Raw genomic sequence first — 22,206 nt, 5'->3', positions numbered from 1 at the left:
CGCCCTTACAGATGCCACTTCAAGTCAGTTTTCTCGCGGTGACAGGTGCCCGGTAGCGGCTGGTATACTCGGCTCCATTTTTAGCCAAGCTGTGTGAGATTCAATGGAACGCTTTATCGAAAACACGATGTATGCCGCGCGCTGGCTGCTGGCGCCGATCTATCTGGGTTTATCCCTGGGGTTGCTGATCCTGGCGATCAAGTTTTTCCAGGAAATCATTCATGTGATCCCCAATATTTTCACCTTGCTGGAGTCGGAGGTGATCCTGCTGTTGCTGTCGTTGATCGACATGGCCCTGGTCGGTGGCCTGCTGGTGATGGTGATGATTTCCGGCTACGAGAACTTCGTCTCGCAGTTGGATATCGATGAAAACAAGGAAAAGCTCAACTGGCTGGGCACCATGGACTCTTCGTCGCTGAAGATGAAAGTGGCGGCCTCCATCGTGGCGATTTCCTCCATCCACCTGCTGCGTATCTTCATGGACGCCAAGAACGTCGATCCGCAACACCTGATGTGGTACGTGATCATCCATATGACCTTCGTGGTCTCGGCGTTTGCCATGGGTTACCTGGACAAGCTGACCAAGCACTGATGGCGCGCGCTCGCCTTACTGCTCGACGAAGTAGTAAGGCTGGCGATTGATCGCCATTTCCTTGATCACTGTCACTTTCTCATTCAGTCGGTCCGTGTGGTCCAGCAGCGCAACGTTGCCGGGTTTGGCGTCGAGAAATGCACGCAATTGGGGCTCGGTCTGCAGAATCGGCAAATAGGCCTGCAGATAGAACACGCTGGCGCCGGCGATCCGCTCATTGGGTTGGAACAGCGCCACCTCCCTACCTTCGTCTTGCAGTGCCCGGACTTGACTGATCACGGGCACGAATGACTGACGCACATCGGCTTTGGGCGCGAACCAGAAGGCTGCGCTGAGGTAGCAGGCGATGGCCAGGGTGAACACCGCGCCGATGATGCGCCGGTGGTAGCTGTACAGCGACGGTCTGTGTGCTTTCACCCACTCCAGCAGCACCCGCGCATATTCTGCGGCCAGCACGGCGGCGGCCGGGGTCAGTGCCATCAAATAGACGGTGCGTTTGCTCGAGGCCAGTGTCAGCAGGGTGAACTGCGCCACCAGCCATACGCTGAAAAACAGGCGGTAGCGGTTGCGCACCAGGCTTTTACGAAAGTGCCACAGGCCCAGGTACACCAGGATGTTCCACGGCAGGAAGGCCTCGGGCAGTTTGGCGAGGTAATAGTAGAACGGCTCGTAATGCCCGGCTTCGACAAACGAGCCGCTGAAGCGCCCGACGCTGTTGGTCCACAGCACCTCACCGACGGCCTGCATGCCGCCGCGTTGAAACAAAAAAGCCAACCAAATCAACAACGGCACCAAGGCCAGCAGCGTGAACAGCGCGGGCTTGAGCCAGTCGCCAAGGCGCAGGCGTTTATCCATCAGGCTGGTGCAGGCCAGGTAAACGAATATCACACTCCCCGGCATGGCCAGGCCCAGCACGCCCTTGCTCAACGTCGCGATGACCATCCCCGCCGTAAACAATGCCCATGCCCAGGCAGCGGAGCCGTGGCGTTCGGACGCGGGGCGCATCGCCTGGTAGAACCCGAGCAATGCAGCGGTCACGCCCAGGCTGAGCAACGAATCCTCACCCACCCCGCGCACATTGCCCCAATAGCTGGCCATGGTCGCCAGGATCAACGCAGCGCTGAACGCCAGCGTGGTTGGCCGCCCGAACCGGCGCAGCATGCCGTAGAGCAGCATCACGCTGAACAACCCGGCAAAGGCTGACGCCAGGCGCACAGCCCCAGTGCTCACGCCAAACAAGCGAATCGCCCCGGCATCCAGCCACAGGCTCAGCGGCGGTTTTTCCAGGAAAGGCTCGCGAAACAGGCGCGGCACCACCCAGTCATTGTCCAGGTGCATGGCCATGGCGATCCCGGAAACACGGGCTTCGGTGGAGCCTTGCAGTTCATGGTTGCCCAGGGCGAAGAAGAACAACAGCGCAGCGAGCAGGAGCAGCAGGGGAACGGGACGCGTCATGGGGTGGCTACCGGGCAGGAGACCGCTCGGGAGAGCGACCGTGGCTGCCCGCCAGTATAGGGATGGGTTTCTTAACGATTCGTGAACGAGTGTGGGGTTTTTGTGCGGTCGGGTGCGAGGCTTACAGTTTGATCTGATCGAATTTACCCGGAGCAGAGAAACGCCAGGGAACACTGAAAGCCGCACCTCCACGTATCAACTCAGCTTGTTTCAAGATGGCTGGCCACGAGTGCACAGTTCAAGCAGCATGCCTTTGCTCGAACTCGACAGCTGCTTTTACTGCAGCCGCTGGAACCTCGTAGAGCATGGCTACGCGCCTGGCGTCACGTCCTTCTGCTTCATACGCATTAAAAATGGCGGCGGTATCAATGCCGGCTCCGGTCAGCACGGGCTTACCAAAATTTCTGGCAGGGTCCAGCACTACCGCTTTGCTACGTTTGACCGGGTACCAGCGTTGCGCCGACCCCTTGCCGGTGTAATCGATCCCTTCATACAACGAGGGCTTGATGACTTGTTTGAACGCATATTGTTTTTTGATCAGGTCCAGCAGTGTCTCGTCACCCGTCTCATCCAGCACAGTGGCAAAAATGCTACGGCCATCTGTTTGGAAGCGCTTGCAGGTGAACGGATAGGGCTGGCCGAACAGTTCACTAGCCTGGCGTGAAGCGTTGCGTATGGCCTGCAAGCTCAGCCCGTGCTGGCGAAATGCATGCACGAAGCGAATTTCGAGCAGGTCATGAAAACCTAGAATGCAATCATTGATGCCTGTCAGTTCCGACTGCCAGAGTCCGGCATGCTGAACGCCATTGGCACTGTAGCCGAATAGCCAACGGCGTATGTCTGCGGTGGGGATGCCGGTATATAACGATGCCTCGCCAGGGGTATAGAGACCCACCCCGACAAGAGGGCTGGGCGACGTCGTTTGCATGGATGGCCTCCTTGTCGTTGAGCCGGGCGATGAAGTCTGGTGGCTTATGTGATCTCGTTCAACCTTGGGGAGACGAGCTGTAGTCCAAAGCGTATCCGTACAATTCATTCCACGCCAGTTCACCTGATGCACGCCAACTTGTAGGAGCTTTCCGGTGATTTACTTAAAGGTATATCGCCTTATTGGGTACTGTGCTCCGACACGTTAAACCGCGTCTTTGGCAGCAAACAATCTCTTAGCCTCAGCAAAACACTTCTCAGCGATCGCCGAGCGCGGTTCGGTCTTGCGCATCACCATGCCCAGTGGCGCGAGCACGCTGGCGTCCGGCAGATTGATAAACGCGAGGTTTTCGATCGGGCTTTCCAGGGCGCTGTCCAGCGGCATGATTGCGCAGCAAAAGCCTTCATGGATTGCCTGGAACAACTGATAGGTTGAATCGCTTTCGAGCATGGGCTGGGGGGCGAGGCCGCGGCTGCGGAAGCTCAGGTCAATGGACTTTCGATAGTGCATGCCCGTGCTGATCATCCCCAGGGGCAATTGGGCGGCGTCTTCCCAGCTCATTTCGGTGCCTTCGAAGTGGAAGTGGCGCGTGTCGTACAGCAGGCCGACGCGGGTTTCGCCCAGTTCGAAAAAATCCAGGTAGCTGGAGTTTACGTGGTCCAGGTAACACACCCCCAGGTCCAGCTGATTGGTGCCCAGCGCTTCGATGATCTTGTCCGAGCTCATGGACGTGAGGCTGAACTTGAGTTCCGGAAAGGTGTGGGACAGGCCCTGGATGTAGCTGATCGGGTTGAAACCGCTGAGCGGCACCAGGCCCAGGCGCAAGTTACCCACCAACTGGCCGCGACACGCCGCCGCTTCGGCGAACAGCCCGTCATGGGCGGCGAGCAGGGTTCTGGCCCAGGCCAGTACACGCTCACCGGCCTCGGTGAACCCTTCGAAGCGCTGGCCCCGGGTGACCAACTCCAGGCCCAGCTCATCCTCCAGATTGCGCAGGCGCATCGACAGCGTCGGCTGGGTGATATGGCAGCGCGCAGCCGCCTGGCCGAAGTGACGGGTCTGCTCCAGCGCGATCAGGAATTTGAGTTGCTTTATGTCCATCAACACACCTGCCAGTCAGCCGTAACAATTAGGCAGCCATTGTTTAGGCGCTTTAGCCTCATGGCAATCGATTGATGGCGGCCTGCCGGAGAAAGACATGAGCGTAACGTCGGATGCGTTGTGTGTACGGCTTCAATTGAGTACACAGTCGACGGGTTCAAGGACAGGCGGCAGTTCTGTCGCGCCGTTGGCGTGCAGCACTTCGCGTTCGATGGTGCGCACGATGGCGTTGGTCGGCAGGTCGTTTTCGTCGTAGCCGAAGGGGTCTTCCAACTCGTCGCCAATCGCGTCCAGGCCAAAAAACGTGTAGCTCACGATGGCAGTAAATACCGGCGTCAGCCAACCCAAGGGTTCGGCCATGGCGAAGGGCAACAGGATGCAGAACATGTAGCTGGTGCGGTGCAACAGCAGCGTGTAGGGGAAGGGAAGCGGGGTGCTTTTGATGCGCTCGCAAATGGTCTGCGTGCGAGTCAGGCTGCTCAAGTGGCCGGCCATCAACTGATAGCGCCATTCACTGATGCCCCCGGATTCGACCAGCGCCGAACATTGTTGGGTGACGCGGCCGACAATGCTTTCCGGGATATTCGGCGTGTTGGCCGGCGGCGGCGTGTCGAGCCAGGGGGCTGCCGCGCCGGGCTCGTCTTCATGGCGCAGCCGGGCGTTCAAGGCATGGGCGAACCCGCACAGGTTGCGCAGGATCTCGCTGCGCTGGCGAGCGTCCTGGATCACCTGGGTTTCCCGGATCATGGCGCGCACATCCATCAGCATGGCGCCGAGCGCTTTGCGCCCTTCGTACCAGCGGTCATAGCAGGCGTTGTTGCGAAAACTCATGAAGATCGAAAGTGACAAGCCCAACAGCGTGAACGGCGTGGCGTTGACCTTGGAGAAGTAGGCTGGATGAAGGGTTTCTACCAGCACAATCACCGAGGCCAGCAGTGTCACCAGCAGGCTGCGCAGTGCAATGCGCCGGGCCACGGAGCCCTTGAGCGACGTCAATACACCGATCAGGTTGGGTTTGGCTCTGACGATCATGGAAATAGCCTAGTGCAATGGGTTGAAACCGGGCCGATCAGCCGCCCGTCATGTTCATGAAGCGCACCACCTGCACCTCATCGTCGAGGGTGAAATTGTGCCGATAGGGCTTGAGTTTCATCGACTCCACAATCGCGCGCTCCAAACGTTGCGGTTCGCCCGGATAGCGCCGCAGTACCGCCTTGAGGTCGACCGAATGCTCGTTGCCCAGGCACAGCAACAGCCGGCCTTCGACGGTTAGGCGCACACGGTTGCAGGTGCCGCAAAAGTTGTGGCTGTGGGGTGAAATAAAGCCCAGGCGAATATGCGGCGCTTCGGCCAGGCGCCAATAGCGCGAAGGCCCCTGGGTGGATTCTGCGGAGTCGATCAGCGTGTAGCGTTCGGCAATACGCTCGCGTACCTGCGCACTGGAATAAAACGCCTCGGCACGACTGTGCTCGCTGATCACGCCCAATGGCATTTCTTCGATAAACGAAATATCCAGGCCGCGATCGATGGCGAAGGCCACGAGGTCGTTGATCTCGTGATCGTTGCGACCTTTCATCACCACGCAATTGAGCTTGGTGCGCTGAAAGCCCGCAGCATTCGCTGCATCGATACCCGCGATGACCTTGGCCAAGTCACCGGTGCGCGTCAGTTCACGAAAGCGCTTGGGGTCCAGGCTGTCGAGGCTGATGTTCAAGCGCTTGAGCCCTGCATCGAACAACGGAGCGGCCAGCTTGCCCAGTTGCGAGCCATTGGTGGTCATGCACAACTCGCGCAGACCGGGGAGCGCGGCGATGCGCTTGCACAGGTCCACCACGCCCTGCCGAACCAAGGGCTCACCGCCGGTCAGACGGATCTTGCGCGTGCCCAGCGCAACAAAACTCTGCGCCAGTTGGTACAGCTCTTCCAGCGACAGAATCTGCTGGCGCGGCAGGAACTCCATGTCTTCGGCCATGCAATACACACAACGGAAATCGCAACGGTCGGTCACCGACATCCTGAGGTAGTCGACCCGGCGCGAAAAACTATCCATCAGGATTTGATCGGTCACTAAAAACCTCGGCGGCGACGTTGGGTATATACCCTGGCGCTTATATAGGCGGGTGATTCAGGCGAGGCTAACGGGGTTTTCTGCGGGCGTCTAATCACTCTTAGCGACTGGTTGATCGATGGGGTCTATGAGCGTTTAGTTGACGGGGCACAGGAGGCGGCGGAGCGGCGGGTTCAATAGCGTACCTGTGGCGAGGGAGCTTGCTCGCCATAGGTACGGGTTGGTTGTTTAACTGACAGAGATGTTTTATGGATTTGCGCCAGGGGGTTGCATAGTGAATACCTGAGTGTCCAGCATCCGCTCCAGCAGCAACTCACCCAGCACGATCAGTTGCTGAGCCCCCAGCAGCTTTTGGCGATGCGAGCCTTCCAGTTCAAAGGCCAGATCGGTGGTCATGGCGTTCAGCGAGGCGAGGGTTTCACTGGCTTGGATAAGGAGGGTTTCGGCGGGGATGTCTGGGGCGAGGGTGAAGAGGGTTGTTGGGGGATTGGGGGTGATTTTTTTCATGATGAAGCTCCCACACTGTTTAAGGAGCTACCGCCCCCCTGCTGTCAAACAGGATTGGGTGGCAGCTGTACGCGGGTTGACAGACCGGAAGTGTAGGAACCCGGCGCACCCGAAGATGCCCCACGCACAGCCACCATGAACGAGGCGGAATGCGTAGAGCATGCCGTCTTACCAAGGGGTGTGAAAGGTTACACTTTTCGGCCTGTCAAAGCCGGTCGCTGATGAGCAGCGACGTGGGAAAGGTAGCGTTGTTGAGGAGGGTGTGCCAGTTCATCGAGGGCGTGGCATGTTGAAGGAAAATTCCGAAGGCCCGTCTGCTGGGCTTTTTGAACCCTCAGAAATAACAAAACCCGCTCAAGGCGGGTTTTGTCGATGATTTGAATTGCCGGGGTAATCTGAAACAAGTCGGTATCTATCTGTTTTTTTGGTTAATAATTTATTGGTCAATTTGCTTGGAATACTAGTTGGAACGCTGCGTGGTTTGGATTCCGATGGACGGTGCTTTTTAAGATCCACGCCATTAATGAGTTGGCATCGAATCTATCAAGCAAATGGCCGTGTAAACATTGGCTATGGCTGGTGACCAACTGCTGATGATCATGGCCCCTGCGCGTACGATGCTCCACTCGTAGGTACAGAGGCTCCTAGCAAACGATTCCGTCAGTGACTGCTGTGTTGGCTAAGTCGGCTCTTGAAGAATTGCGCAGTCTCTTTGTCGGTGCAGTACAGGTAGCAACCCTTCATCCCGCGAGTCATCAAGGTTCGGTACGTATTTTTGATGATCAGGTCAGTTTCTTTTTTCGCCAGAGCAGCTTGCTCCTTCATCATTTTTTTCCAGCCGCGAATCGATTTATCGTGTTTGTCGCGCTCATTCGGGGATGTCACAACGTTGCCATCACGTACGACCATGTCTGGCCCGATAATGACTCCGATATAGTCGACTTCCAGGCCTTGGCAGGTATGAATGCAGCCAACCTGCTCGATGGAGTTCTCAGCGATGATCCACAGGCTGCCATCCTGATCCAGGTTCCATTGTCGCGAGTAGTCACCGATGACGATATCGGCAGCGTTGGGGTCTTTCTTGCTCAACCAAGGCCAACAGTAGCCCGCAACTACGCGAGCCTTATTTCTATGGTTTTTCTCGTCGATGGCGTCATGCAGCGCCTGAGGCGAGTCGAATACCTTGAACTCGTACTCCGAAGTGTCGAGCGTCGGATTTGCTGTCGAGCGAATGCCAAGGACGTCATCCAGCCATGCCATGTAACCGTCAGAACCACTGCAGCGAAACTGTGAAGACAGCACATATTCCTCGACCACAGCACCCTTGGCTTTGGCAAAGGCGCGTATTGCCTGCTTGCTGCCTATGTCGCTCAGGGTCACACGCTGATCTTCATCGATGAAGAAAATTGAGCATTTCGCTGATTCAATCAGCTCCTTGATCTGGTTTTCGCCAAGGTTCCCATAAAGCCCGCTTTTCTCATTCAGCCGGTGGGCTTCGTCCACGATAAGCGCATCGAATGTGTTGGGCTCAGTGTCGATGAATGCCCCAGAGCCTGAAAAGAAATTCGAGAAATGGCTGCGTTTGATGGTGCCAACCAGTTTGCTTTCGTAGACCTTGCGTGGGGCGGCATTCTTCGAGACATATTTGCTTAACAACCTCAATTCTGTGAGCCTCACCAGTAAATTGATAGCCAGAACAGTTTTCCCGGTGCCCGGCCCCCCTCAATGATCAGCACCTTTGGTGCCTGGTCCGAGGCTTCGCTTGCTGCCGCAAGCGCTGATTCAAAAATTGCTTTTTGATCGTCAATCAATACGAACTCTGGCTTGCCTGTCATCAGCCCTTCGAGGGCCTCGGCTAGCGCTTTGGACGGACGGATTTTCCCATCGGACAGTTCGTAGAGAACCTCTTTGTTGTCGCCGTGAGCAATATGCTTTTTCAGGAAGCTTCTGAGTTTGGTGAGCTCCTCCGGCCCTTTCAGGAACAGTGGGGCTTTGCTGATGTGGGGCTCGTAGTGAGCTGAGTCGATGATGCCGTCGCTGACGTAGTTATGAAGGTAGGCACACGGACGGATCTCGATGCTTTTGTCATACACCGCCTCGTTGAAGCCCTCCAGCAGCGCGGCGTATGACCATACTTGATAGGACGGGTGAATTGTCTCAACGAGGCCACCACCCAATGCCGTTTTGACGATGGCATCCTTGGTAGTGGCGCTGGCCTTGCTCCATTGCTTTAATTCGATCAAGACGGCTTTTTTTGCCTGATTTTCGTCGCGACCGGTGAGCAGAAAATCGATGCGCTTCGACGACTGCGGAATGTGCAGCTCAATGGCCAGGCCCGCGTCGCTCGGCAGGCCTTCATCCCTAAGGACCTTGGCCATATACGTTAGAGATCCTTGCCACGATCTGATTTCCGACCTGCCAACGGTCTTGCCGGTGGCTTCCTTGAAATGCCTGAGGATCACCTCCTCAATGTCATCGTTATCGTTGTCTTTAAGAAATTGCTGTTTGGTCGCAGCGTAGACGATCACGGGCTGTCCTTAGATTCGAGTTGTTCAGAGTCGGTCGTACTTTTTGCTGCTGCTTTTGGCTTTATCCACGGGGTACTTCTGGCCGTTCGAGGCGAGTTTCCGTGTCACCGCTTCGTTGAGATCAACGCCGAGTACGCTGCTCAGGCGAACTAAGTACATCAGTACGTCCGCCAATTCGTCTTTTACGGCTAGGCCGATTTCGGGATCTTTAGCTACGGAGAGCGAATCGGCATCGCTCATCCATTGGAAAATCTCGCACAGCTCTCCTACCTCGCCAGTGAGCGCCAAGATGAGATTTTTTGGGGAGTGGAACTGCTGCCAGTCGCGATCATCTGCGAAACGCTGAAGGGATGCGGCAAGCTTCACTACGTCAACCAGTGGCGCGGATGAGCTGTCTGAGTCACTCACGGGGCTATCTCCTGGGTATCAGTGGAGGCAAAAAATGTGTAGGAAAACCGACCTTGGATTGTAGGAGTTTTTGTTGTTTGCGCGGGGTTTTTTGTGTTTTCTCTCATATGCTGTGTGCTGGCAAAATTGCTTGCCAGCGTTCGCTATATCCTTTAAGCGTGGCAAAGTGCGCCGGCTACAAACAGGTCTTCCAGTGCTTGTCGGCGGGCGTAGCTCAGTTGGACGCGGCGACCCTCATGCCCACCGACCAGCGTCCTTTTCTTCACCCTGTTCGTTTGTTTGCAGATAGAGCAGCAGCACTTTTCAGAGGGGGCTGACGCTGTCCCATTGGTGTTCGGTCGGCAGGGCGCCGGGGGAGGTGTTGATGAAAAGCTGCTGAGACTCGCCAATATCGGCATTCATCTACAGCGATTTTCAGCAATATTCGGTACTCCAGATACAGCGAAGCCCGCACTGGGCGGGCTTCGCTGGTGTTTCAATTGGTGGGCCGGGGGCATTCGAACTCAATGGTAAATGTCCTGAATCCATTGGTGTTGAGATGTTCTGTTTTTAGTGGGGATACAACAGGGGATACACGCTGCTGTCTGTTAATCCACTTTTTCATCCCGACCTGCCGTTCAAATGTCGTTTGGCACTCTCAATCGATAAAGCAATTTCTCAGACTCCTTTTCGCTTGAGTTTCACAAGCTCTTCAGCAGGCTTAGCCTGGAAGGGAGGTGGGCCCCCAAAGACGCGATGAAGCGACTCGGTAAGCTTTTAACGTATGCCATAACCTCGTTTTTCGCCTTCTTGACCATATGCAAATCCTCCATATTGAGAGTTGATAGATGAGAGATGATTTCTGAAATTACAAAACCTGCAATGAAACTCGTAGGACCTATAACCCATAGAACAGAGCCCGCCATCATCAGTCTCAGGAGGCCACCTCTGAGAGACGCACCTGCTCGGTACGTTTCGGCATAGTGATGCTAACCAGTACTGCAGAATGCGTCTACAGCCACTAGGGATTCAAAGTTTTGGGTATGAAATTGTGCCAAGCACTCCACAAATCAGTCGATGATCACTGACGTTGAAAAACGCAGGCTCATTACTATCTTGCTCAGCAACGAAGAATACATACGGGCGATGCTTCTCATCCTTTTTCTTAGCCGCTATGCCCTCCAGTCGAACGACTTCGAGCTCATTCGACACCATTGTTTTTTTGTATCTCGACCACTGCGACCAGGCAACGCGGACTTTGTAAGGCCGAACCAACTTTTTGTCCTTGCTCCACTCACCAGCAGAAAGTGGAATGACCAAAAACTCACCTTCTTCTTGAGGTTTTGCCCAAGCTAGCTCTGCGTAGAAAATCCGTGCACGGGAAAACGTTTCTATTCCCTCACCGCGAAGTTTTTTGAATGCTTGTAGATAGGTTTTTTCCTCTACTCCTGGGACGTCAAGTGACATTTGCCGGTCAAAGGGGAACCTCACGAATGCTCTGCATATTGGACGTATGCTATTGGCCGCGCGCCGGCCTTTAGCCCTCGCTCTTCCATCATCGCCAAGGCGCGCTGTAGCTCTCGCGCTTGAGGTCTGCTCTGAGGCTGGCGGGCGTTCAGGATCAACTATAGGGCGCTCATCTCTTAATGTGAGTCTCGACGGCGACAGGTCGGGACTCGTTTCAAGCTCATTGCGCACACTTCCTTTCTTCCCTCTCGCAACCGTTTTTTCATCGCCATCGATATCGCAATTTTCTTTGTGCGAAGTTTTTTGGGGTTTCCGGAAATGAGGCCTTTGAAGGTTGGACTGTTCATAAGAGGCTGGAAATACCTGGATGCCACAGCCGCCACATTCATAACCATACTTGTCCACCTGAGGAAGCATCCATAGGTCTTCCCCCTCCACCATCTCTCTCGTGTACTTATCGCGTGCTGATTCCATGTCGCCTCCAGGGTCCTTAGTCAGAAGTGAAAGCTAACACGCCTGGCTAGCATCCCAAAAAACGAGGGGGCTCCTGAGGAAATCGAACTGGCACGCGGTCGGAAACCCGCGACAGCGTGGTAGCGGCAGAGTCCCTAGCTAACTGAAATTTCAACGGTGAAATTGAAAGGATCTTGAAAAAAAGTATCGTTGCGGTGTCGGTAAAGAAGCACCTTTGTGTAGTTGATTACGCACGCAGACGATCGTTAGGCCCGATCAATTTATCAACAATCATTAGTCCTGATCAGGTCATGGCTTTCGCAATTCGTCGCCCCAGATGGCCTCGTAGATACTCCAAAATAGATCACCAATCGCTGGGGGCCTAAAGAAGGGGAGCAGGGGGCATGAGCCTTTAGAAGCAGATGTAACAATTGTAATCGTGTAATTAATTTGGCTAACTTATTGATATAGATAGATAATTACAGTTTTACATCTTACGTGATCCTATGCTCGCACGTTGTGTAACAAGGCTGATCGGTGTAACGAACATTGGCTGGCAAGCTCTACTGGTTCTGCCTCAGCTGGTGCCGTTTGGGGGGGAATGATTTGTTCTGTGTAAAAACAGCCTTTCGCGAATACCAGATGTCCCCGCTAAAGAGTAATGGCAAATAGGCACTTCCAGCGTCCCTCCATGAAAAGTCTTTTGAGCATGGTTAAGAAGATAGCTGCAATTCGTCGACCTTTTGCGACGTCACTCGTTTTCAATCCACTGAAGCAGCGGCCTTTGAGGATACTGACGAGCAGCCTGGTTCAAACGGCAATATGGGGTGGGTGTTATGTACATTACTGGCGGACACAACTGAGGATGAGCTTGATGCAGGATGAACAAGCTTCACAAGCACTTGAATCAGAAGGCGGAGTCAACTCCTCCCAAACGCATAGACACTAAAAATTAACGGTGCATTTCTAATGATTTCAATTGTATAAGTGCTTAATGGTTCTCATGGTTTCATTAATTATTAGCATCCGTCTACGTTTTAGGATGATGAGTATGTAACCATACGAACCTGGCATTGTATGTATTTCATCGCTAAAATTTGAAGCCTCATTAGGGCCTTAGATTGATGCGTTATTGACATTTTCTTCGTCATGATATAGCTTTGCCATCATCATAAACCATGTGTAGAAAAATGAGTTTGAGTGCAGCCATGGACGACCTTCAAGATTCCAATATTATCGTTAGGAGCGCCAACCTAAAATCTAAGTGCTGGGTCGTGCGGCCTGGAGCTAGATATAGATTTATTAATAGTTTTTTGGAGCTTGGCTGCGTTGCAATGGCGCACCTCGATGACTCTAGTCCTGAAGAAGAAATTTTTAAAGATCTTCGAAGTGCTCAGGGGGAGGAAGTATTTACCCTCTGTAATAAACTAGAGCCTGGATTGACGATCAATGTTCGAGGTCAAGTACTATCTTTTATCAGGGAGATGGCAGTCGGTGATGTGGTGTTTACATTGTCCGGGGCTAACATTTACCCCGGTATAATCACTAGTGATCCTTATGTGGCCAACGAAGCCTTCTCTGGCACAGAGAGATTCATTGTGAGACGCTCCGTAACATGGGGCGACCCTATTGAGCGGAGTAAGATTCCAGTCACGCTAGCTAAAAGTTTTCATGCGTACCAAGCTGTTTTTTCTTTAGGTGATAATTCTAAGGAAATTCATCACTGGCTTAGTGCGTTTTTTGTAAGTGAAGGGACATATTATAGTAGTCTGCGCGTTAACCAGGCTGGCGATCTCAGTCACCATTCCCTGAAAAATCTTTCTGAGGTTATGGATAGGCTTCAAGTTCTATCCTTAATGATAGGAGGAGAGAGCGCGTCTTACCTTAAGGATGGACCAGTATCCCTAGATACACTCCTCGAATTCATGGGGCGCTTCGATCAAGAAAGCTTACTCGTCCTAACATCTCAACAGGTAGTCATGTCCCCTGGAGATCTTTGGTATGGGTTCAAGGCAAACTCTACTCGCTCTGGAGTGGCGTTTCTTGTCGGATTGGCTATGCTTTTCAACCAAACCATTGCTTTCGCAGATGAAGAACTGGAAAGCATTAAAAGAGACGTAACTCCTATAGTTATGCAGAATCTCCCCGCAGTCAAAGATAACGTAGATCTTGAAGGGGTAAAAAAATCACTCTGGGTTAAACCAGCTGGACAAAATAGATCTTTTGTAGACCAAGAGCCTTCACAAGAGCTATTCCCAGAAGATGGTGCTCCGCGATACTCAACCAGGTAAATACAATGTCTACCATGTTGATGTGGCTAACATTTTCGGGGGCTTTATTAGCCCTGCTGGCAGCGATCTTATACTTTAGGGATGCGTTGTATGCGCATGTTTCCGACTTCTTAAAACACCATCAGGCCTACAATAACTTCGTAATTGCCTCATGTGCCCTCGCAACTTTCGTGTGGGGGGCGTATACCTTTGACGCACTCCAGCAAAAAGACCGAGCAGTAGCAGAACTAGCGGATATTCAAAAGCGAATCAGAGATACTGAGTCCACGTTTCTTTCTGTAAAAGTTTCTGTGTCTAAAGCCCCTGATGGTTATTATCTAACTCCGGTGGTAACTATCAAAAATAGTAGTAATGAGGCTATATATTTCAAGCTTTGCCCAGACTCTTTGTCAGTAAGCAAGATTTCCTATAGTTTTGAAGGTCAGGCTAGAGCCGATAAAACTATTTATCCTTTGTTTTATGAGAGAATTTCCGACAATCCACAAGTAAAAAATAATCCGCTGTATGACCTGCGAGTTCCGATATCATCAGACAGGGATTTGAGTTTTTTTGCCGCAGTTAAAGAGTTGGGGGTTTATTATATTACTTTCTCTGCATTGTCTTCAAAGGATGCTGCGCCTGATATTAATAATGGAGATTGTAGTTTTAATACAAAAAAAAATATAGCTGGAGGTAGTAAAATAAATGGTAAGGACTCCATTTGGTTTGCTTCCTCTTATGTCATAATAGCGCCTGAAGATAAAAAATAACTCAAAGTGGTAATATTGGTTTTTCCTGTGCTGGTTTTAGATTTTTAATGTCGTAGTGTCGATTTTTCACCAGCGCAGAACTAGTGAAAAAATGGTTGGTGGTCTTAATATATAGATTCGGCAGTCGTTCGTATTTATATCTCCCGAGGCCACCGCTACTTAGTTCAGTATTTTTTTGTGAAAATATAAATAGCGCTGCGGGGTGCACGGCTGCGCGATAATTTAGAGTCGCGAGTTTACGACACTGCTTTATTGCATATGTAAATGTATACGAGTCTTAGCGGTCCCTGGCTTCCCACGTGCGCGGCACTGCGCGGACAGCGTTAGCTGCCACTCCTAACCTTGATCCGCAAATAAAAACCATGGCACACGGTTCGAAAATGGGGAGGTTGGGCCCGCGACCAATCCTTGTGTGGTGGGGCTCTCAGCGCTCAAGCTGCCATTTTTATTTCTTTATGGAGTGCTTTTTGAGGCTTACAGTCACTTCTACCACCTCCTCGTAAATCTCAAACTCATCCCAAGCCGCGGCCAGGCGCGGGGATACTGCTCTTATCATAGACCCAAGCTCTTGAAGAGGATTAAGTTCGCCTTCCATCTCTCGACTCAACCTGAAAGTTACTCGGCCGGGTATTCCCCCTCCATGGCGCAAGCTAATATAGCCGTCGTTGAATATAGTCCACGTTTCATGCGACACAGGATCTTCAGACGTGCCTGAAATGAATCTTGCGTATGACTCCAGTTTATCCGCTAGATCTCTGTATCGTTGGTAATTGGCCGGGTCTGTTGATTTCTTGGTGCGAGCATTCCATTTTTCGTGATAATCGTCGGAATTGTTAATAGTGAGTGGATATCGCCCATCCTCCAGTATGCTCGTTTCCAATGTTTTCAGGTCCTCCTCAGTTTGCTTACTAAGGGGGAACCGGACAAATTGCGCAAGTGCGAGAAGGTTGTGAGAGAATTTTCTTCTTGCCGTAGTTTGGAAAAGTTGTTCGCTACACCCAATGAATACTTGAGCAAGTGCTGCTTTTAGGAAAAGCTCAATCGCATACCCTATGAGGAGCATTGATGCTCTGGGTAATGCCTCGTCAATTGGGATTAGTGGCGTGATTTGATTTCGCACACCACCTTTTAATTGATCTATTAGTTTTTCATGGTTTTCTTGCCACGAATCTCTCAATACTTTGGATGAAAGAAGTAAATTTTTACCTTCTTTTATCCATGCGGAAGAGTCAAACTCTCCTTTGCTTTTGTTGATGATTTGCTTGGTTAGCTTTTTGCTGATCATTGTTTTGCTCATCCCTGCGCTCTTTGCTTGACCAAAGTAACTCTGCTTTACCACCCGCATTTTCATCCGCGGCTGGCATCCATCGCCCATATACCCTGGCAATCATAGTCCAATCCGTATGTCCCATCTGCTTGGCAACCCACATTGGATGCTCACCGGCAGACAGCATCATCGATGCGTAGGTATGCCTCGTTTGGTACGGCCTGCGGGACCTGACGCCGGCTTTCTTCATCGCTGGCACCCACATGGTTTTCCGGATCGGTCCGTCACCGGTCCATCGTTCAAGCGTGCGTGGATTCTGGAAGACCTCGACGTCAGCCAAGAACGTGTGAGCCTTTTGTGCTTTCAATGGCTCCAGCGCGGGTCGGAGCAGCTTCACGCTGCGGCGCCCAGCGGCGGTCTTTGTAGTCTCTGCCTTCCCCTTGCCGGCTTGAGTCATAGCTCGCTCACCATCACTTCCTCGCGCAGCCAGTCAACATCGTCCCAATCCAGGGCCACGAGCGCGCTGGTGCGCAGGCCAGTCCAGAGAGCGAACTGCATCATGTTGCGCGCCTGGCCTGACAGGATGAGCTGAGGGCGGCTTATGCCTGTGAGCGTTATGAGCAACTGACTGGCTTCGATACACCCGTCAATGGCGGTCGTGTTCATCGAGAAGATCGAGAGCTTGATCAGCGTGCACGACAACAGATCAGCCACGAATTGGGACATAACCGCAGCGATGTGGTGAGTGCCTACATCGGAGGTCGGCGATGAAGTCCGAGTTCGATATAGCGTTGTTTCTGAGCCCCGTGCTCAAAGGTGCGCATGCCACGCGGCAGCGACATATCAGGCAGGTAGAAAGGATGCGCGATGCGATTCGTGAGCGCTGGGGTTGTACGACCCCCTGGTCCTGGAAGGAAAAGCACACCAGATGGTTTTTAGAGCACTATCTGCGTAGTTCAGCACCAGCGACGGTTTATTACTATGAGTTAACAGCAGGGTTGATCCGCCGCAGAAAGGCGAAACTCGTAGTTGTCTGATAGGCGTTTTTAAGCGGGAGCCCCTGAGTATGGAATGCGGAGCCTTCCCATACTCAGCAGCTTGGCGAAGAAGCGCAAGCATGCGATAGATTTAACGAGGCTCGTCACTTCTGTCGCCCTGCAGCACGACACGGATTGTCGCCGGCGTCGCCAACCTTTGGATGCTCAGCGTATCGGCACGACGTTGCGGTCCCTGGTTTGATTGATGGCGGATGCCGACAGACTGCCGGTGGCTGCCTTCTGGATATGTTCACTCCCACCAGGCCATCATCGGCGCCGGCGTTCGATGTAATCCGCCCGGTTGTAGGCGCTTCGAACTTCGTCTTTATCGACATGTGCCAGCGCGACTTCGATCAGCTCCGGATCCCGTCCATGCTCGTTCAGGATTGTGCTGGCCATGGAGCGCATTCCGTGGCTGACCAAGCGGTCCTGAAAACCCATTCGTTTCAACGCCATGTTGGCTGTTTGGCTATTCGCGTGGGTGCGCGGGTTTCTATCTGACGGGAACACATATTCCCTGTGGCGCTATGGGGCTTAAGTGTTTCCAATAGCGAGAGTGCATGTTCGGTCAGCGGGATTGTGTGCGGACGACGCTTTTTCATTCGCTCCGGAGGGATGGTCCAGAGGCGTTTGTCGAAGTCGATATCTGCCCATCGTGTGGTCGCCGCTTCGGAGGGGCGGGTCATGGTGTGCAGCTGCCATTCGATCAGGCAGCGGGTCGTCCGCTTGATGCTGGCGTTCTTCGGGAAGCTCATCAGCTGGTAGTGCGGCCATGTTCTCTTTCTTGGGTTTCATGACGACCGCTCGGATGCCGCTGAGAGGTTGGCAAAGATCATTCCGGAATTGACTCCGTAGGTCATGATCTCGTTAAGGCGCTGGCTTACTCGCTTCACGGTCTCGAGGCTACCTTTGGCCTCAATCGGCCGGAGGAGCTTGATGACCATCGGGGCATTCACTTCTGATAACGGCGTTGATTTCATGCTCGGAAATACATGCAGCGTGAGTGAGCGCCAGATGTCTTCGGCATACGCTGGGGTGACAGAATCCTTCTTCAATTCGAACCATGCGGTGGCTACGTTCTCGAACGTATGTTCCGTTTCCGCTCGTTTGGCTTCCTGCAATTCATTACGCTGAGCTTTGGGGTCAATACCCTGTGCAAGCAGCTCTCTGGCCTCAACGGTTTTCTTCCTGGCTTGCGCAAGAGAAACCTCGGGATAGGAGCCGAGCGCGCCATGTTGATTCGGTTCTTGGTTGCGGGATGCCGGTAGTTGAAATTCCACTGCATCGAGCGATTGACCCTGACTCGCAGTTGGAGCCCGTCGCCATCCGTGAGGACGTAATCCTTGTCTTTCGGTTTGACCGCCTTGAGCTGGCGGTCGGAGAGGCGGATGGTTTGAGCGCACATGAGAAGTACTCCATGACACCTTTTGGTATTCCCAAGATTAGCGCCGGGTAGCCGGGAATACCATTGGGAATACCAAACTGCCTGGAACTCACAAAGCCTGGAAAGCCTGCCGTGGCCCTGAAACCCCCGTATTTACTGGATTTCAGGCACAAAAAAAGACGTCCGTGGACGTCTTTAGATGATCAAATGGTGGAGCCGGGGGGATTTGAACCCCCGTCCGCCAGTACTCCGCTGTCGGTACTACATGCGTAGCCGTTTCTATTAAGTTAACCCTCAGCGACCCGAAGGGCAGGGTGCTTTGGGCGAGTTGTGTAAGTTTTAGCCGCTTCGTCCACAACGTACTGCACGGCGATTCTGTTCTATATGACAATCACTTTGGGTTTACAGACATCCCCTGGTGATTGCTGGACCCGAAGGTACCAGAAGCTCAGGGCTAAGGCTGCTTACGCAGCGAGAGCGAATTCCTGGCCGTAGTTTTCGTCATTGGCAACTATAAGAAGTTGCAACAGTGGATTTACGAGTTCTGTTACCAACTCGGCATGCACCTAAAGTTTCGCGACCGGCGTCGAATCCTAAACGGCCCCGTGCTTGTAACTCGTTGTTTCTAGTGAGTGACAAGCTTGTGTAGTGTACGCCAAACCTTCACGAAAGGCCAACCCGAAGGTCGGCCCTATCGCTTACTGACCGCCTTTGTCGCCGTTCTGCAGGTCTTGCAGGGCCTTGGAGGTGATTTCGATGCACTTCTTGTCATCGCCAGCAGCGTGCGCCGCTTTGGCTTGGGAGACCGCAGTGTCTATCTCGCCGCTTTTGCCACTGGTGTCGGTGGCGAGCAGCGCTTTACCGTTGTTGATTTTGTCCAGGTTGATTTTGCACAGGTCAGGCTCACCGGCCGCAAAAACAGGGGATGCCAGCATCGCAGCGGTAATGAACAAGCCAGCAAGAGCGGAACGCTTCATAGGGTATCTCCTTGCACAATTGGGCTCGACGCTGCTGGCGTTGGGGGCCTGCCAGCGACATCACGGATGAGCCTCGTTTGTCGAGGCCTATGCAGATGACTACGCCGGCGCGCAGGGGTTCGGTTTTTTTGCAGGCTTAATGGGCGCGGGCCTGGGTCACGCGGTCTACGAGGTACACCAGCCCGTGATAATCGATGCCGCCGTGCTGGCTCAGGCCGATCTCGCAGGTGCGGCTGGTGGAGATGCCTTCGCTGCACTGTTGCACCGCGTCCTTGAGGGTGCGCAGTGCGTGGGCGTTGAGTTCTGGCGTGGTAAAGCCTTTGTCGCCGGCAAAGCCGCAGCAGTGGATGCCTTCGGGGATGACGACGGTTTTGGCGCAGCGCCGGGCGAGGTCGATCAGCGCTTGGCTTTCACCCAGGTGTTGGGTGCTGCAGGTCACATGGACGGCAATCGGTGCTTCCTGCGGCGTGAAGTCGAGGCGGTCCATCAGGTGGGTGCGGATAAAGCGTACCGGGTCGTAGAGGTCCAGGCGTGTCTCGCCCAGGTCTTGCATCAGGCGCAGGGTGCACGGGCTGGTGTCGCAATAGATCGGGTCGAGGCCGCCACGGCTGGCGTGGAGCAGGGCGCCGAGCAGTTCCTGGCGCTTGTGTTCTGCCTGTTCGGCATAGCCTTTGGAGGCGAAGGGTTGGCCGCAGCACAGGTTGTCTTGATGGTCGGGAAAGACTACCTGGTAACCGGCTTTTTCCAGCAGACCACGGGTTTTGTCGTACAGCGACATTTGCTCTTTATCCCCCGCCGCCGGGCCCATGGCGCGTGAGACGCATGCGGCCAGGTAGACCACCCGTGGTCGCTCGTCGGTGACGGCCGGGCTGAAGCGAATGGCTTTTTCCGGTTGCGGCATGGCGTTGGTCCATTGTGGGACCTGGCCCTTGGACAGCCGGGTGACGGTGGCCGATAACTTCGCCAGGCGCGGCGCTCCCAGCAGCATGCGCGCGCCGTTGGCCACATGCAGGGTAAAGCGCGCACCTTGCAGCGCAGTGGCGAAATGGGTGGCGAGCCATTCGGCGGTTTTCGTACGGTCGGCGTCGCGGCTGCGCAGCTTTTTCACCAGGTCGCCGGTATTGATGCCCACAGGGCAGCGTTGGGCGCACAGCCCGGTGGCGGCGCAGGTGTCGATGCCTTGGTAGTGGTAGGCGGCTTCCAATTCGGTAGTGTCGACGCCGGCGCGTTGTTTGGCCTGGATATCGCGCCAGATCACAATGCGTTGGCGCGGGCTCAAGGTCAGGCCTTTGGACGGGCACACAGGCTCGCAGAAGCCGCATTCGATGCACTTATCCACAAGCTCGTCGGCGGCGGGCAGGGGCTTGAGGTGCTTGAGGTGAATCTGCGGGTCATCGCTGAGCACCACATCCGGGTTGAGGATGCCGTTGGGGTCGAGCAGGCGCTTGAGCTGCCACATCAGTTGATAGGCATCGCTGCCCCATTCCAGCTCGACAAACGGCGCCATGTTGCGGCCAGTGCCGTGTTCGGCTTTCAGCGAGCCGCCGAATTCAACCGCCACCAACTGTGCAACGTCGTCCATGAACGCCTGATAGCGTGCGATTTCTTCCGCGCTGTTGAAGCCTTGAGTGAAGACGAAATGCAGATTGCCTTCCAGCGCGTGTCCGAAAAGGATGGCTTCGTCGTAGTGATGCTTGTCGAACAGTTCGATCAAACGGTTAACGCCAATCGCCAGTTGTTCAACCGGGAAGGTGACGTCTTCGATGATGACTGTCGTGCCGGTTTTGCGTACGGCGCCCACGGCGGGAAAAGTGTCTTTGCGGATCGCCCAGAGCCGGGCGTTTTCCAGCGGGTCCTCGGTGAAGTCGACCTGCTTCTCCACTGGAAACGCTGCCAGGGAGGCCATGATCAGCGCCATCTGTTCATGCAGTAATGAAGGGGAGGCTGCGCGGGATTCGATCAACAGCGCGCAGGCATTTTCCGACAGGTGCTGTACGAACGCCGGCATACCCGGTTTGTCCTGGACCGAGCGCAGGCTGCGCCGGTCCAGCAGCTCAACCGCCGAGACCGGTTGGGTTTTCAGCACGGTTACCGCGTTGCAGCAGGTCTCGACATCCGGGAACACGATCAGCGCCGAGGCTTTGTTCGGGTGATCGATCACCGTGTCGTAGGTCACCGCGCTGATGAACCCCAGCGTGCCCTCTGAGCCCACCAGCAGATGGCTGAGGATGTCCAACGGGTCATCGAAATCCACCAGGGCATTGAGCGACAGGCCAGTGGTATTTTTCAGACGGTATTTGTGGCGGATCTTTGCGGCCAGTTCGGCATTTGCCCGCGTTTCGCGGCCCAGTGTTGCCAGGCGCTCGAGCAGCGCGCCGTGGGTTTGGCGAAAGGCTTGGACGCTGGCGGGTTCTTCGGTGTCCAGGCGGCTGCCGTCGGCCAGCACCAGACGCATACCGGCCAGGGTGTGGTAGGTATTTTGTGCCGTACCGCAGCACATGCCACTGGCGTTGTTAGCGACGATGCCGCCAATTTTGCAGGCATTGCTCGACGCCGGGTCCGGGCCGATCTTGCGCCCGAATGGCGCGAGCCAGGCGTTGGCCTGAGCGCCGATGACGCCCGGTTGCAGGCGGATCTGCGTGCCTTGCCCGCGAATTTCGCGGCCATTCCACTGATCCCCCAGCACGATCAGCACCGAGTCGCTGATGGCCTGGCCGGACAAGCTGGTGCCCGCCGCGCGGAAGGTCACGGGGACGCGGTCGCGCTGGGCCAGTTGCAGCAGCGTGACGACTTCGTCTTCCGACTCAACCCGAATCACCAGCTGTGGGATCAATCGGTAAAAGCTCGCATCGGTGCCGAAGGCGAGGGTGGAAAGTGGATCGTCGAATCGCCGATCCTTCGGAATCAGCTGTGCGACGTCGCTCAGGAATGCTGCAGGCAGGCTCATCGGTCCTCCAGAAATAGCTGACGCCGGAACCGTTGTCCGGCGTCGGTTTTTACCCTATTGCGTGCAGG

The 22,206-nt window shown here is 54.3% G+C and carries 15 protein-coding genes, 2 other RNA genes and 4 pseudogenes; 5 read left to right on the top strand and 16 right to left on the bottom strand.

The annotated features are described in order from the left end of the window. The first annotated feature begins 103 nt into the window (after positions 1-103). Positions 104-592: a TIGR00645 family protein gene (locus C4J92_RS22740; RefSeq protein ID WP_124364470.1), complete on the top strand. Its 489-nt coding sequence runs from the start codon at positions 104-106 to the stop codon at positions 590-592. A 15-nt stretch (positions 593-607) separates the two neighbouring features. Here the strand turns inward: C4J92_RS22740 and C4J92_RS22735 are convergent, their stop codons facing one another. The 10 genes and pseudogenes from C4J92_RS22735 to C4J92_RS22690 form a co-directional block, all read right to left on the bottom strand. Next, entirely contained in the window at positions 608-2,047 is a 1,440-nt protein-coding gene (locus tag C4J92_RS22735) for a glycosyltransferase family 39 protein (protein ID WP_124405323.1), read from the bottom strand. A gap of 238 nt (positions 2,048-2,285) precedes the next feature. Then, complete coding sequence (locus tag C4J92_RS22730) at positions 2,286-2,975, bottom strand: helix-turn-helix domain-containing protein (protein ID WP_124405322.1); 690 nt, start codon at positions 2,973-2,975, stop codon at positions 2,286-2,288. Between the two features lie 204 nt (positions 2,976-3,179). Continuing rightward, positions 3,180-4,076 carry a LysR family transcriptional regulator gene (locus C4J92_RS22725; protein WP_124364466.1) on the bottom strand — a complete coding sequence of 299 codons (897 nt, stop codon included), beginning with the start codon at positions 4,074-4,076 and terminating at the stop codon, positions 3,180-3,182. 132 nt (positions 4,077-4,208) lie between these two features. Beyond that, on the bottom strand, positions 4,209-5,108 hold the full coding sequence (locus tag C4J92_RS22720) for a bestrophin family protein (protein WP_124405321.1): 900 nt from the start codon (positions 5,106-5,108) through the stop codon (positions 4,209-4,211). 37 nt (positions 5,109-5,145) lie between these two features. Continuing rightward, positions 5,146-6,126 carry a GTP 3',8-cyclase MoaA gene (moaA, locus tag C4J92_RS22715; protein WP_372238400.1) on the bottom strand — a complete coding sequence of 327 codons (981 nt, stop codon included), beginning with the start codon at positions 6,124-6,126 and terminating at the stop codon, positions 5,146-5,148. Positions 6,127-6,390: 264 nt separating this feature from the next. After that, positions 6,391-6,651: a DUF6124 family protein gene (locus C4J92_RS22710; RefSeq protein WP_124368401.1), complete on the bottom strand. Its 261-nt coding sequence runs from the start codon at positions 6,649-6,651 to the stop codon at positions 6,391-6,393. Between the two features lie 660 nt (positions 6,652-7,311). Further along, positions 7,312-9,179: pseudogene (locus C4J92_RS22705) on the bottom strand (DNA/RNA helicase domain-containing protein). Between the two features lie 24 nt (positions 9,180-9,203). Then, positions 9,204-9,587: a nucleotide pyrophosphohydrolase gene (locus tag C4J92_RS22700; protein ID WP_095013580.1), complete on the bottom strand. Its 384-nt coding sequence runs from the start codon at positions 9,585-9,587 to the stop codon at positions 9,204-9,206. 892 nt (positions 9,588-10,479) lie between these two features. Continuing rightward, positions 10,480-10,547: hammerhead ribozyme type II (locus C4J92_RS22695), an RNA gene on the bottom strand. Positions 10,548-10,595: 48 nt separating this feature from the next. Then, a complete protein-coding gene (locus C4J92_RS22690) occupies positions 10,596-11,507 on the bottom strand; it encodes a hypothetical protein (protein WP_124405319.1) in 912 nt (303 codons plus the stop codon). Between the two features lie 1,187 nt (positions 11,508-12,694). Here C4J92_RS22690 and C4J92_RS22685 point away from each other — a divergent pair. Continuing rightward, on the top strand, positions 12,695-13,777 hold the full coding sequence (locus C4J92_RS22685) for a hypothetical protein (RefSeq protein ID WP_124405318.1): 1,083 nt from the start codon (positions 12,695-12,697) through the stop codon (positions 13,775-13,777). Between the two features lie 5 nt (positions 13,778-13,782). Continuing rightward, entirely contained in the window at positions 13,783-14,526 is a 744-nt protein-coding gene (locus C4J92_RS22680) for a hypothetical protein (RefSeq protein ID WP_124405317.1), read from the top strand. A gap of 445 nt (positions 14,527-14,971) precedes the next feature. On the opposite strand, the gene C4J92_RS22675 is transcribed toward C4J92_RS22680, so the two are convergent. Together C4J92_RS22675 and C4J92_RS22670 are read right to left on the bottom strand one after the other, a co-directional pair. Next, positions 14,972-15,823 carry a hypothetical protein gene (locus C4J92_RS22675; protein ID WP_124405316.1) on the bottom strand — a complete coding sequence of 284 codons (852 nt, stop codon included), beginning with the start codon at positions 15,821-15,823 and terminating at the stop codon, positions 14,972-14,974. Then, positions 15,756-16,375 (bottom strand): annotated as a pseudogene (locus C4J92_RS22670) (site-specific integrase); the annotation flags it as partial. The gene C4J92_RS22675 and the pseudogene C4J92_RS22670, both read right to left, overlap by 68 nt. 3 nt (positions 16,376-16,378) lie before the next feature. Between C4J92_RS22670 and C4J92_RS27285 the strand changes: the two are divergent. Further along, a pseudogene (locus tag C4J92_RS27285) lies at positions 16,379-16,564 on the top strand (integrase); the annotation flags it as partial. Continuing rightward, on the top strand, positions 16,561-16,830 hold the full coding sequence (locus tag C4J92_RS22660; RefSeq protein WP_124405315.1) for a hypothetical protein: 270 nt from the start codon (positions 16,561-16,563) through the stop codon (positions 16,828-16,830). The pseudogene C4J92_RS27285 and the gene C4J92_RS22660, both read left to right, overlap by 4 nt. Before the next feature lie 165 nt (positions 16,831-16,995). Here C4J92_RS22660 and C4J92_RS27065 read toward each other — a convergent pair. The 4 genes and pseudogenes from C4J92_RS27065 to C4J92_RS22640 all read right to left on the bottom strand — a co-directional run bounded on the left by C4J92_RS27065 (position 16,996) and on the right by C4J92_RS22640 (position 22,138). Further along, positions 16,996-18,235 (bottom strand): annotated as a pseudogene (locus C4J92_RS27065) (integrase domain-containing protein). Between the two features lie 187 nt (positions 18,236-18,422). Further along, positions 18,423-18,819, bottom strand: a transfer-messenger RNA (tmRNA) gene (gene ssrA, locus C4J92_RS22650). A gap of 93 nt (positions 18,820-18,912) precedes the next feature. Next, positions 18,913-19,191, bottom strand: a complete 279-nt coding sequence (locus C4J92_RS22645; protein WP_124364456.1) for a hypothetical protein — start codon at positions 19,189-19,191, stop codon at positions 18,913-18,915. A 136-nt stretch (positions 19,192-19,327) separates the two neighbouring features. After that, positions 19,328-22,138, bottom strand: coding sequence for an FAD-binding and (Fe-S)-binding domain-containing protein (locus C4J92_RS22640; protein WP_124405314.1), 2,811 nt, complete (start codon positions 22,136-22,138; stop codon positions 19,328-19,330). Positions 22,139-22,206 lie beyond the last annotated feature (68 nt).

The organism is Pseudomonas sp. R3-18-08 (assembly GCF_003852065.1).
GTDB lineage: Bacteria > Pseudomonadota > Gammaproteobacteria > Pseudomonadales > Pseudomonadaceae > Aquipseudomonas.
This window is presented reverse-complemented; position numbering and strand designations above follow the sequence as displayed.